The following is a 12,291-nucleotide window of genomic DNA, read 5'->3' on the forward strand; positions in this document are numbered from 1 at the left end:
TGCGGCGTTGTCGTCGGTTGCCAACGCTCCGCGTTGTCGCCCTCCTCCGCCTTGCAGCTGCACGCACCAGGGCCCGCTCGGCCCTGATGAATCGGAACCCGGCGCGAAGACCGGCCTGACCCATCGGACAGGCCCTAGCTCCGTGGAGGAGCGCCGAAGCCCACCGTCTGGACGGGAGAAGCTGCCGAGGCCTGCTGAGCGGCCTCCGCCCAGCGCACCGCCGGCCCCATCGCCAGCCCCGTGACGAGGAAGATGCCTCCCAGGAGGAGCCATCCCGGTACGCCCCACATCACCAGGAGCGAGGTGAGCAGGAGAGGGCCCAGGGTGCGGGCGACGGGGACGCCGGTGCCGAAGAAGCCCTGGTACTGGCCCACTTGGTGGGCGGGGGCCAGGTCGAAGCCGATCTGCCAGGAGCCCGCCGACTGCTGCATCTCGGCGACGACCTGGAGCACCGCCCCCACGACGAGGACCGCCACCGTCGCCCACACCGGCAGGCCCGCAGCCGAACAGGCGAAGACCACGCACGACGCCAGCATGACCAGGCCGGAGCGCCGCACCGCGCGGGTCGCCGTGCGCGTTCCGCTGACATCGCGGGCCATCCGCACCTGGAAGGCCATCACCGCGAGGGTGTTGAGGACGAAGAGCGCCGAGACCAGCCAGCTCGGCGCGTTGGTCCGCTCCACGATCCACAGCGGAACCGCGAGGCTCAGCAGTGGCATCCGCAGCAGCAGAACCGCGTTGAGCGCGGTGACGACAGCGTAGGGCCGGTCCCGGAGCACCGCGAGGCGCGGCTCGCCCTTCGCGCGGGCCGGGGAACCCGGCACCGCGGGCAGCCGCAGCAGCGTGACCGCGCAGAGCAGGAAACCGGCCGCGTCCAGCGCGAAGACCGCCAGGTATGCCTCGCGCGTGTCATGGCGCAGGGCGAGTCCGCCGAGCGCGGCGCCCACGGCGAGCCCGGCGTTGAGCGTCGACTGCAGGTGGGCGAGGACGCCCGTACGCGCCGCGGGCTCCACGAGTCCGGCGAGCAGCGCCTGCCGCGCCGCGGCGAGTCCGCACTGCGCGACGGCGTACACGACGGCGGTGAGGAGGAAGGGGACGAAGGACCGGATGAACAGGAAGGAGCCGACCGACGCGCTGGTGGCAAGGGCGAGCAGCACGGCCGTTCCGCGCGGCCCCTTCCGGTCGGCGAACGCGCCCAGCGGGACACCGGTGACGGAACCGATCGCCCAGGCGATGGTGAGCGCGAGCCCGATCTGGGTGGGGGAGAGGCCGACGACACGGGTGAAGTAGAGGGCCGAGGTCACGTAATAGGCGCCGTCGCCCAGCGAGTTGCTCAGCTGGGCGACGGCGAGAACGCGCGGCGCCCCGGCCGGCGGAAGGATCTGATGCGGCACAACTCTCCCCAGGTCAGCGGCGGTTGAGCCGTCTGGCGGTTGCCTGATGGGAAGAGATTAGGCAGCCAAGTGGTCCCATACATGGACCACTTGCAGGACCTCGGCTTGGGCCAATCGGCGCGGCCCGTGAGAGCGCGCGCCCGGCCATCACGCCATCGCTAGGCCCCCGGCCGGCGCACCATGTACACGTCGATCGGGTCCTGCTCCTCGACGCTGAACCCATGGCGTTCGTACAGCCGCCTGGCGGCGCTGCCCTGCAGGACGTTCAGGCGGACGAGGTCGCCCGCGGCGTCGGTCCGGTCGAGCAGCGTCCGCAGCACGGCCGAGCCGAGACCTCGGCCCTGGAGCGCGGGGTCAAGATAGAAGTGCTCGAGCCACTGCCCGTCATCGGCGGGACGCAGCGTGACACAGCCCGCGAAGGCGCCGTCGGCGACTATCACCGAGGTGTGCCGGGGCGAGAAGGTGTCTCGCAGCCGCTGGCGCACCCGGTGCTCGTCGAACCGGCCGAGCCGCTCCAGATCCGGCCGCATCGCCGTCGCACGCAGCTCGGCGATCACCTCGACGTCCGTGGGCTCGGCGGCCCGCAGGGCCCAGGCCGGGGCGGCAAGGGACACCGGCGACGCGTCTGTACGCGCATTCATGGCCGCAGTATCCCTGGCCGGCGCCTGACGGCACGGAGTGGTCTCATCGGCGGCCTGGCAGCGGGCGCAGACGCCGCTCAGTTCGAGGGTGTGCTCGAGCGCGGCGAAGCCGGTGCTCTCGCCGAGGCGCTCGGCCCACCGCTCGACGACCTCGGCGTCCACCGGCTGACTGCGGCCGCAGCAGCGGCAGATCAGGTAGTGGCTGTGCTCGTCCGTGGGCCGCTGCAGATACAGCCGCTCGCCGCCTTCGTCGCGTACGACGTCGACAAGTCCGGCGCGGCCAAGGTCGCGCAGGGTGCGGTAGACCGTGGTCAGGCCGACCGTGCTGCCGGAGCGGGCCATCAGGGCGTGCAGCTCCTGCGCGGAGACGAAGTCCTGGCAGCGGCCGAGCGTTTCGAGGACGGCGGTGCGCTGCCGCGTCCTGCGCGGGCCCCGCTCGGTGGCGCGGGTGTCCCGCGCGCCCAGCGGGGCCGCCGGCCGGGCATGGCTCATGGGGGGCTCCTTGGCGGAACGGTGCCTGGTGGAGCCCCCATGTTAAATGAACACGGTTTTCAAGTCGAAGAGGGTCGCCGACCGGTGAGGCCGGCGGTCGGTTGCCTCCGGACCTAGCTCGCCTGCTTCTCGTACCCCACGAGCCGCACGCACACGGTCAGGCCCTCGATGGCCTGCTCCAGCTCGGTGAGCCCCGGGTAGCTGGGCGCGATGCGGATGGTGGCGTCGCGCGGGTCGTCCCCGTACGGGTGGGTGGCGCCGGCCGGGGTCAGCACGATGCCCGCGTCGGCGGCACGGCGCACGACCTCCTTCGCGCAGCCGTCCGGCACCTCCAGGGTGACGAAGTAGCCGCCCTTGGGGTCGGTCCACCGGGCAAGACCGGTGGAGCCCAGCTCGGCGTCCAGAATCCGGGCGACCGTCTCGAACTTGGGCTTGAGCAGCGCGCGCTGGCGCTCCATGTGGGCGCGCACACCGTCGGCGTCCCGCAGGAACAGGACGTGCCGCAGCTGGTTGATCTTGTCGGGGCCGATCGACCGCTTGGAGTTGTTGGCGACCAGCCACTGGACGTTCGCCGGGGACGAGCCGAAGAAGGCGACGCCCGCGCCCGCAGCGGTGATCTTCGAGGTGGAGCCGAACACGAAGGCGCGGTCGACGTGGCCCGCCTCGGCGCAGGCGGCGAGCAGGTCGGCGATCTCGGCGGGCTCGTCGGTGAGGTGATGGGCGGCGTACGCGTTGTCCCAGAAGATCCGGAAGTCCGGCGCGGCGGTCTCCATGCGGGCCAGGCGCGCCACGGTCTCGTCGCTGTACGTGACACCGTCGGGGTTGCTGTACTTCGGGACGCACCAGATGCCCTTGACCGCCGGGTCCTCGGCGACGAGGCGCTCCACGACGTCCATGTCCGGGCCGTCGGCCGTCATCGGCACCGGGATCATGTCGATCCCGAACCGCTCGCAGAGCGCGAAGTGGCGGTCGTAGCCGGGCACCGGACACAGGAACGCGATCCGCTCCTGGTCCACCCAGCGCGACTCGGCCCCCGGCACCACGCCGAGCAGGGCGTGCACCAGGCAGTCGTGCATCAGCTCGAGGCTGGAGTTGCCGAGCGCGAGCAGCTGCCCGGCCGGCACCTGCAGCACGCCGGAGAAGATCTCCCGGAGTTCGGGCAGGCCCTGCAGGCCGCCGTAGTTGCGTACGTCCGTGCCGTCGGCGGAGGTGTGCCGCCCGCCCGGCAGGCTCAGCAGGTCGTCGGAGAGGTCGAGCTGCTCGGGCGCCGGCTTGCCCCGCGTGAGGTCGAGCTTGAGCCCGCGGGCGACAAGGGCCTCGTAGTCCTGCAGGGCCCGCTCGCGGAGCCCGCTCAGGGCGTCGGCGCTCAGCTCGGTGGTCATGGGTGTGTCCTCTCACTGCTGGTGGCGCGGCCCGTACTGGCGCCGGGGGCTTCCGTACTGCCTGCCGAGGATACAAACCGGCCTGACCGCGCACGCCCGCCGGGGCGTCCCGGCATACCCTCGGGGAATGGTGCAGAGCGCGGCTGAAGACGTGACCGGCTACTTGGCCGAGGTCCCCGACGGGCGCAGGCCCGCGCTGACCCGACTGCGGGAGCTCTGCCTGGCGGAGCTGCCGGGCTTTGACGAGGTCATGGCGTACGGGATGCCGGCGTACGAGCGGCAGGTCACCGCCGAGATTGCCTTCGCCAGCCAGAAGCAGTACGTCTCCTTCTACCTTCTGCGCGGCGAGGTGCGCGAGGGCTTCGAGGAGCGCCTTGCCGGACACGACATGGGCCAGGGCCTGTCCGATGGGTCCTGCCGGGGTCGCGACCCCTGGCACGCCCATCTGCCGCGTTGTCGTCGGTTGCCAACGCTCCGCGTTGTCGCCCTCCTCCGCCTTGCAGCTGCACGCACCAGGGCCCGCTCGGCCCTGCTGAATCGGCACCCGGCGCGAAGACCGGCCTGACCCATCGGACAGGCCCTAGGGCTGCCTGCGGTTCCGCAAACCGGAAAACCCGGAGGGCATCGACTTCGACCTGGTCCGGGACTTGCTCAGGGCGACGGCGGCGCTTCCTGCCGGGTGACCGGGCGGGTGACTCCGGCCGCCCTCTCCTCCGCGTCCGCGAGCCAGAAGAGCAACGGGGACAGCACCAGTTCGAGCACGCCGAGGGCCACCTGGAACCCGTGCGGCCACCCGTCCACGGCCAGCGAGAGCAGCCGCCCGAGCGCACCGAGCAGGAACACCCCGGTCAGCACCCGCACCGCCGCCGCGGGGATCGGCGACTGACGGGCCGCCCAGAGCCAGGCGAGGCCGTACCCGGCGAAGATCGCGCCGAAGAACCGCCCCAGGCTGTCGATCGTCGCCCCGGCCGACTCGGCCCCTGGGATCGAGGCGTTCCCGAGCAGTACGTGGAAGAGCCCGATCGCCACACACGCGTACCCCATCGTCAGGACGAGCACGCGGAGCACCTTAGCTCTGGCCATGATCAATATCCCCAACCGCCGGTAGACACCTGTCCGTTACGCCTCGAACAGATAGTAGGCAGGTGTCAAGCAGCGTCGAGCCGTGCCTCCCCGCTGGCGGCGGGCGTAAGATCGCGCACCCAACGTCGGCGCGCATCGGGGCCGGCGCAGAGTTCTGGAGCGGGACATGGACGACGCGGCGGCGCAGCGGCTCGGTGCGGGGAAGTATCTGCTGGTCAGCAGCTACCGCAAGAACGGCACGCTGGTGCCGAGCCCCGTCTGGGTGGTCCAGGACGGCACCGCGCTCGGCGTCTGGACGGTCGCGGACTCCTGGAAGGTCAAGCGGATCCGCAACCGCGCCGACGTCCTGGTCGGCCCCTGCGACCTGCGGGGCAACCCCACCGGCGAGCAACTCCCCGCCACCGCCGAGATCTGCGACCCCGAGCGGACGGCCCGCTACCGCACCCTCCTCGCCCGCAAGTACGGCCTGATCGGCAGGCTGACCTTGCTCGGCAGCAGGCTCCGGCGCGGCCTCGGCGGGACGGTGGGGATCCGCATCACGCTCACGGACCGCACCGACGCCACCGACCCGTCCGACGTCACCGACGTGTCGCCGAGCTGAGCTCGGCACCCGCGTCAACACCCGCCTCCGCACTCGCCTCCGTACTCGCCTCCGCTTCGATCTCCGCCCGGAAGGCGACGGCCGTCTCATGGGCGTGCCGCAGCCCGATCCGGGCGAAGTCCCGCTCAAGACCGTCGAGTTCGGCCAGCGTCTCGGCCCGGTCGCGGCCGAGCCGGGCGCGCGACTTCACCAGGCCGAGCCGTGCGAGGGCTATGCCGCGTGGTTCCCGCATGGCGCGGAACTCATCGAGCGCGATGGCGTACGTCTCGCGCGCCGCCCCGTAACTCCCGTCCCGGTACAGCACGTTGCCGCGCATCTTGTGGTTGTAGGCGAGCGCGCTCGCCAGGTCCATGGCGCGGCAGATGACCTCCGCCTCCGACAGGAGCGCAAGGGCGCGCTCCGTCTCGCCGCGCAGCGACAGGACGTCGGCGACCCCGCGCAGCGACCAGGCGCGCCCCCGCGCGTCCTGGGCGTCGGTCGCTATCCGGACGCACTCGGTGAACAGTTCGAGGGCCTCGGCATGGTCTCCGGCGTTGCGCCGCATCTGCGCTATGCCGGACATCGCCCACACCATGTGCCGCGCCTCGCCGTGCGCCCGCCCCTGTTCGAGCAACTGCTCGTGCAGCGCCGCGACGGCCGCGTAATCCCCCTGTATACGTCCCGTCTCGGCGAGCCCGGCCAGCGCATAGCCATGGGCGAGCCGTTCCCCGCTGTCGGCCGCGAGCGTGACCCCCCAGGCAAGGAGGCGACGGGCGAGCCGTAGTTGCCCGCACTGGCGGGCGAGCGTGCCGCCGCTCCACAGCGCCCAGGCCATGGCGCCGACGTCCCCCGCGGCACGTGCGCTGCGGTAGCTCTCCCGCCAGGCGGCGCGTGCCTCGTCCACCCGGCCGAGCCGCCGTCCCGCCTCGGCGAGGGCGAGTGCGGCGCGCGCCCTCTCCAGTGCGGTGTCCGCATGGGAGAGGGCGCGGCCCGCGGCCGCGTGCACCTCCTCGTAGGAGGAGTTCACTCCAAGCGCCGAGCCCAGTTCCCCCTGGTACTCGGGCGCGAATGCCTTGCCGTGCATAGATCCATGACCTCTCGATCAACTCCGTACGCCGGTCTCCGTACGTTGATCAAGAAGCTACGAGCAGTGCGCGGTGCGGCGAATCCCCCCGCGTATGGGTCATTCCGTACGACTCCAGGGCTACGGCAGGTGCCCATGGTCATCATCGGGATGTACGGGGGAGTGGGGGTCCGCGGTCGTCAGCCGGCGTCCTGCGCGGTGTCCGGCGTGGCATCGAAGGTCGGCATGTCGTCGAAGACGGCAACGGCATCGGATGCGGCAGCGACAGTGGCCGCACCGGCACCGGCGGCGGCCGAGCCCACCGTCGCGGCCTGAAGTGCCGAGATGCACGCGGCGATCGACTTCTGCAGCTCTTCGAGGCGCAGCAGCATGTCGTCCTCGTAGATGTCGTCGACCTCGGCGTCGTCGAAGGTCAGCTCCTCGAAGACCTTCGTCGCCTTCTGCAGGCTGCTGTAGAACTTGGCGCGGCGCTCCTGGACCCGCAGCTGCGGATCGCTCTGCACGGTCTGGGCAACCAGGTCCTTCACGGTGTCGTACGCCTCGCGGGCCCACTCGCCGGAGTCCTCGCCGTCGTCCAGTTCGTCGATGAGGGACAGATGCCGCTCGGCCTCCTCCTTCAGCTCGGCGGGCGCGTCGATGAGCTGGCCCGCCGGGGTCTTGACCTGTCCCTTGTCGACGATCTGGCGTACGTAGTCGACGCGGTCGCCGGCCTTGGCCTCGGCCGCGACCGCCTTCTTCAGGTCGTCGGCGCGGACGATGTCACGGACGAGCTCCGTACGCAGCGCCGGGTCCTCGTCGAGCCGGTCCATCAGCGCCTTCCGCGCCGCCTCCGCGGTGCCGGGGTCGGCGAGGATCGCGGCCCGCAGCGCCGTCGGGTTCTCGGCGACCTCCAGCGCCTTGGTGGGGCGGATGCCCTCGGCCTCGGCGGCCTCCGTGATCGCGTTGCCGCGCGGGGTGAGCGCGCTGGAGCGGGACGCGTAGTAGGTCAACCAGGCGTCGGCGTCCGGCAGTTCGATGTCGACACCCGGCGTGAGGGTCTCGAAGTGCGGCACGAGACCGTCGTCGGCCGCCTTGTCCCAGGCCTTGTAGTAGCGCATGACGCGCTCGGCGGAGCAGCCCGCCAGCTCGCTGAACTCCTTCGCCGACACCTTCGGCGTCTCGTCGGCGGCCTGCTCCTGCGGGCTCTGTCCGCCGGGCCGCACACTGCGCGCGACCTTCAGGGCGAAGGCCCAGCCGCCGGTCCGGGCGTAGGCCCCGAACTCGCGGGCGTCCCGGGCCACCGGGTCGGGCACGTCGGCCGACGGGACGGCCGCGGCACCGGCCGCCGTGGTGTCGGCCGCCGCGGTGTCGGTGGACGTGTCGGCTGCGTCGGACGGCGCGATGGCAAGAGTCACGAAAAGTTCTCCTGGATGGGTATGACAACTATCTGAGAGCTGACTCGCTACCTTATCGCCTCTATTGGCCTGGTATGAGGCCGAGTTGTTCAGGCCGGAACCACTGCCCCAGGGTGCGGAGTCAAGGCTTCCGGTGCGGCGGTCTTCTCCGGGGGTCCTACACGAGGCGATCACATCTCCTACCCGAGGATGACCCTGTGTATACGCCACTACAGCGCCCGTGGGCCGATAGTCCGACTCTGAGTCGGACTTCACGGCCCGATCCGGACCGGATATTAGAGGGGAACCTGCTGACCGCCCTGACGTGCACTGATGTGACGCCGGGCACAGTCACCCTGCCTGCCAATCCCGACGGGGGTCCCTTTCGCCGTGGCTACGTTCCTCTACAAACTAGGCCGCCTCGCCTTCCGGCGACGCCGCTATGTGGCACTGATGTGGGTGGTGCTGCTGGTCGGCGTCGGCTTCTCCGCGTCCGCGGCACCCGCACCGCCCGAAGACTCCTTCTCCATGCCGGGAACGGAGTCCCAGAAGGCCTTCGACCTCCTCGACGAGAAGTTCCCCGCAGCGAGCGCAGAGGGTGCCACGGCCCGCGTCGTCATCCGGGCCCCCGAGGGCGAGAAGCTGACCGAGTCCGGCCCCAAGGGTGACGTCGAGAAGCTGGTCAAGACCCTGGGCGCAGGCCCGCAGGTCTCCGAGGTCGCCGACCCGTACAAGGCGAACGCCGTCAGCAAGGACGGCACCACCGCGTACGCGTCCGTCACGTACAAGGTCAACGCCCAGGAGCTCACCGACAAGGCGCGCGACGCGCTGACCAAGGCCACCGACGACACCCGCAAGACGGGCTACACCGTCGAGACCGGCGGCGACGCGGTCATGGCCGAGCAGGAGATGGGCGGCTCCGCCGAACTCATCGGCATCGCGGTCTCCGCGGTCGTCCTGATCATCACCTTCGGCTCCATGGTCGCCGCGGGCATGCCGCTGCTCACCGCCATCATCGGCGTGGGCATCGGGGTCTCCGGCATCGCCGCACTCGGCAGCCTCCTCGACCTCTCCGCCACGACGTCGACGCTGGCCATGATGATCGGCCTCGCCGTCGGCATCGACTACGCCCTCTTCATCGTCTCCCGCTATCGAGCGGAGATAGCCGACGGCCGTGAGCCGGAGGACGCCGCGGGCCGCGCCACCGGCACCGCCGGTTCCGCCGTGGTGTTCGCCGGACTCACCGTCATCGTCGCGCTGTCCGGCCTGGCGATCGTCAACATCCCGATCCTCACCAAGATGGGTCTGGCAGCGGCGGGCACCGTCGCGATCGCCGTCCTCATCGCCCTCACCATGATCCCCGCGCTGCTCGGCTTCGCGGGCAAGAAGGTGCTGCGCCGCAAGGACCGCAAGAAGTCCCCGGCCGAGCTGCAGGACCCGAACGCCAAGCCGAAGCTGGGCACCCGCTGGGCGCGCTTCGTGCTGCGCCGCCCGCTGCCGGTGCTGCTGCTCGCCGTGGTCGGCCTCGGAACCGTCGCCGTGCCGATGGCGAGCCTGGAGCTCGGCCTTCCCGACGAGGGCACGTCCGCGCCGGACACCACGCAGCGCAAGGCGTACGACATGCTGTCCGATTCCTTCGGCGCGGGCTTCAACGGCCCGCTGATGGTCACCGTCGACAAGGACAAGGGTGCGGGCGCCGCCGCGGCGGCCGATACGGTCGGCAAGGAGATCGCCAAGATCGACGGCGTTGCCGCCGTGGCGCCGGCGCAGGCCAACAAGAGCGACGACACCGCGATCTTCAACGTCGTACCGAAGACCGGTCCGAGCGACCACAAGACCGAGGAAGCGGTCAAGGAGATCCGCTCGACCGTCGACGGACTCGGGGACAAGACGGGATCCGAGGTCCTGGTCACCGGCGCGACCGCCATGACCATCGACTTCTCGCAGACCCTCGACGACGCCCTTCTGCCCTACCTGGGCCTGGTCGTCGGCCTGGCCTTCCTGCTCCTGATGCTGGTCTTCCGCTCGATCCTCGTACCGCTCAAGGCGGCACTCGGCTTCCTCCTCTCGGTGGCCGCCGCGCTCGGCGCAGTCGTCGCGGTCTTCCAGTGGGGCTGGCTCGCCGACATCGTCGGCGTGGACCAGCCGGGCCCGATCATGAGCATGATGCCGATCTTCATGATCGGCGTGGTCTTCGGCCTGGCCATGGACTACGAGGTCTTCCTCGTGACGCGGATGCGTGAGGCGTATGTCCACGGGGCGCGGCCGGGCGAGGCCGTCGTCACCGGCTTCACACACGGCGGACGCGTCGTCGCCGCGGCGGCGGTCATCATGATCAGCGTCTTCTCCGGCTTCATCATGGAGAACGACGACATGATCAAGATGATGGGCTTCGGCCTGGCCATCGCCGTCCTCTTCGACGCCTTCGTCGTCCGCATGGCGATCGTCCCCGCCGTCCTCGCCCTTCTGGGCAAGTCGGCGTGGTGGCTGCCGAAGTGGCTCAACCGGCTGCTTCCGAACGTCGACGTGGAGGGCGAGAAGCTGCACAAGCAGCTGGGCGACGTCCCGTCGGCGCCGCACGCCGACCGCGACAGGGAGCTGGAGTCCGTACGCGGCTGAGCACCTGACGCTCCCTGCCCCTGGAGGAGCAACCTCACGTCAGCCCGGTGACCGATCCTGGTCACCGGGCTGACGCCTGTCCTGGGGAGGGCGGAGATGTCAGCGGCGTGCCCGGCGGCCGAGTACGAGGCAGCCCGCCCCGGCGGCCATCGCCGCGGCCGCGACGGCGCCGAGCATCCACAGGCTGGTGTCGCCGGTCTCCGCCAGCTCGGGCGGGCGCGGGCGCGTCGGCTGCGTGGGCACACCGTTGTCCGACGTCGGGGGCGTCGGGGTTTCCGCGGGGGGAGTGACGGGCGCGCTCACCGACGGCGTCGAGCTCGGCTTGTGGGTGTGGGTGTGGGTGTGGGTGTGGGTGTGGGTGTGACTGGGTGTGGGTGCGGAGGACGTGTGCGGGGTTTTGTCCCCGTGGCCCGTGGGATGCGACGGCGCGTCCGAGGGGCGCGGCCCTGGCGTCTCAGTGTGTCCGTGGCCCGGCAGTTCCTCCTCCCCGTGCCCGGACGGGGAGTCGTCGCGGTCCTGCGTCCATGGCTGCTGCCCGTGGTCCTGTCCCATGGCCGGTCCGCCCATCTGCGTCGGCGGCGACTGGCCGGTGCGATGCAGGGCAGGCCCGGCCGGTGACGGACCGTCGGCGGCTGCTGCCGTCAAACTGCCCGTGGCGGCCAGCACGGCCAGGCTGCCGGAAACGGCCAAGTGCCTCACGCGGATCTTCATTGACGCATCACTCCATGCTTTTCGCCTCGTTGTGCTGGTGTGACTATCGGACGTGGGGTGCCGATGGCCGGCGGGGCGCGCCGTGAGAAGGGCCCGGATCACCCCGTTGTCCGAGGGACCGCAGAAGCTCTTCCTGCCGCCGTTCAGTGCGTACGGTCGACGCATGCCACAGCTCTCCCAACGGCTCGCCGAGGCCGTCGACGCGCTTCCCGTCGAGCCGCATCTGCGGGTCCTGGAGATCGGCTGCGGGCCCGGTGCCGCCGCGCGGGCCGTCGCGGCGCGGCTGGACACCGGGCACATCCTGGCGATCGACAGGTCCGCCGCGGCGGTGGCCCAGGCGCGGATCGCGTGCGCGGCGGAGATCGCGTCCGGTCGGCTCGCCGTGCGCCGGTGCGCCGCCGAGGACTTCGTCCCGGAGCCGGGCGAGGGTCCGTTCGACCTCGTCTTCGCGTTCCGGGTCGGCGCGCTCGACGGCCGCCACCCGGAAGCGGGCGCCCGCGCCATGACCCGCATCGCCGCCGCGCTGGCCCCCACGGGGCGGCTCTTCATCGACGGGGGAGACCCGTTGAGGGAGTTGTCCGTCCCGAGGTGACTGGTCGGTCCAGCGTCGGACGACCGCGGTGCCCGCATCCAGGTCGGTGCGCATGCGCACCGTCTCGGGTCTTGTCCCGCAGGATCGACTCCGCTTGCCCTCAAGTGGCCCACCGTTCCCGGCTGCCGCGGACGCCCGGGGCGCCCCCGTGCCACGCCCCCGGTGCTGCCTGAAAGGGGGGGAGTTGTCCGTCCGGAGGTGACTAGCCCGGTCGTCGGTCGACCGGGGTGCCCGCATCCAGGTCGGTGCGCATGCGCGCCGTCTCGGGTCTTGTCCCGCAGGATCGGCTCCGTCTGCCCTCAAGAGGCCCGCCGTTCCCGGCTGGCGCGGACGCCCGGGG

At 71.3% G+C, this 12,291-nt stretch carries 11 protein-coding genes and 1 pseudogene; 4 read left to right on the top strand and 8 right to left on the bottom strand.

From position 1 onward, the window contains the following. Positions 1-134: 134 nt before the first annotated feature. The 4 genes and pseudogenes from AB0O76_RS28435 to AB0O76_RS28450 all read right to left on the bottom strand — a co-directional run bounded on the left by AB0O76_RS28435 (position 135) and on the right by AB0O76_RS28450 (position 3,909). Positions 135-1,394, bottom strand: a complete 1,260-nt coding sequence (locus AB0O76_RS28435) for an MFS transporter (protein WP_365496748.1) — start codon at positions 1,392-1,394, stop codon at positions 135-137. Positions 1,395-1,552: 158 nt separating this feature from the next. Beyond that, entirely contained in the window at positions 1,553-2,035 is a 483-nt protein-coding gene (locus tag AB0O76_RS28440; protein ID WP_365497104.1) for a GNAT family N-acetyltransferase, read from the bottom strand. Between the two features lie 90 nt (positions 2,036-2,125). After that, a pseudogene (locus tag AB0O76_RS28445) lies at positions 2,126-2,527 on the bottom strand (transcriptional repressor); the annotation flags it as partial. 113 nt (positions 2,528-2,640) lie between these two features. Further along, complete coding sequence (locus tag AB0O76_RS28450; RefSeq protein ID WP_365496750.1) at positions 2,641-3,909, bottom strand: aminotransferase class I/II-fold pyridoxal phosphate-dependent enzyme; 1,269 nt, start codon at positions 3,907-3,909, stop codon at positions 2,641-2,643. Between the two features lie 127 nt (positions 3,910-4,036). Here AB0O76_RS28450 and AB0O76_RS28455 point away from each other — a divergent pair, with 127 nt between their 5' ends. Further along, entirely contained in the window at positions 4,037-4,474 is a 438-nt protein-coding gene (locus tag AB0O76_RS28455; RefSeq protein ID WP_365496752.1) for a DUF1801 domain-containing protein, read from the top strand. Between the two features lie 86 nt (positions 4,475-4,560). Here AB0O76_RS28455 and AB0O76_RS28460 read toward each other — a convergent pair whose 3' ends face one another. Further along, complete coding sequence (locus tag AB0O76_RS28460) at positions 4,561-4,992, bottom strand: DUF4345 domain-containing protein (protein ID WP_365496754.1); 432 nt, start codon at positions 4,990-4,992, stop codon at positions 4,561-4,563. Between the two features lie 166 nt (positions 4,993-5,158). Between AB0O76_RS28460 and AB0O76_RS28465 the strand changes: the two genes are divergently transcribed. Beyond that, complete coding sequence (locus AB0O76_RS28465) at positions 5,159-5,593, top strand: PPOX class F420-dependent oxidoreductase (protein ID WP_365496755.1); 435 nt, start codon at positions 5,159-5,161, stop codon at positions 5,591-5,593. On the opposite strand, the gene AB0O76_RS28470 is transcribed toward AB0O76_RS28465, so the two are convergent. Both AB0O76_RS28470 and AB0O76_RS28475 read right to left on the bottom strand, forming a co-directional pair. Further along, positions 5,571-6,656, bottom strand: a complete 1,086-nt coding sequence (locus tag AB0O76_RS28470; RefSeq protein ID WP_365496757.1) for a tetratricopeptide repeat protein — start codon at positions 6,654-6,656, stop codon at positions 5,571-5,573. The two genes, AB0O76_RS28465 and AB0O76_RS28470, sit on opposite strands and share 23 nt — an antisense overlap. A gap of 179 nt (positions 6,657-6,835) precedes the next feature. Then, positions 6,836-8,050, bottom strand: a complete 1,215-nt coding sequence (locus AB0O76_RS28475; RefSeq protein WP_365496759.1) for a hypothetical protein — start codon at positions 8,048-8,050, stop codon at positions 6,836-6,838. A gap of 369 nt (positions 8,051-8,419) precedes the next feature. Between AB0O76_RS28475 and AB0O76_RS28480 the strand changes: the two genes are divergently transcribed. After that, on the top strand, positions 8,420-10,648 hold the full coding sequence (locus AB0O76_RS28480; RefSeq protein WP_365496761.1) for an MMPL family transporter: 2,229 nt from the start codon (positions 8,420-8,422) through the stop codon (positions 10,646-10,648). 99 nt (positions 10,649-10,747) lie between these two features. On the opposite strand, the gene AB0O76_RS28485 is transcribed toward AB0O76_RS28480, so the two are convergent. Continuing rightward, on the bottom strand, positions 10,748-11,359 hold the full coding sequence (locus tag AB0O76_RS28485; protein ID WP_365496762.1) for a hypothetical protein: 612 nt from the start codon (positions 11,357-11,359) through the stop codon (positions 10,748-10,750). Positions 11,360-11,522: 163 nt separating this feature from the next. On the opposite strand from AB0O76_RS28485, the gene AB0O76_RS28490 reads away from it, so the two are divergent. Then, positions 11,523-11,951, top strand: coding sequence for a class I SAM-dependent methyltransferase (locus tag AB0O76_RS28490; RefSeq protein WP_365496764.1), 429 nt, complete (start codon positions 11,523-11,525; stop codon positions 11,949-11,951). Positions 11,952-12,291 lie beyond the last annotated feature (340 nt).

The sequence above is a fragment of the Streptomyces sp. NPDC086554 genome, from assembly GCF_040686095.1.
Taxonomy (GTDB): Bacteria; Actinomycetota; Actinomycetes; order Streptomycetales; family Streptomycetaceae; genus Streptomyces.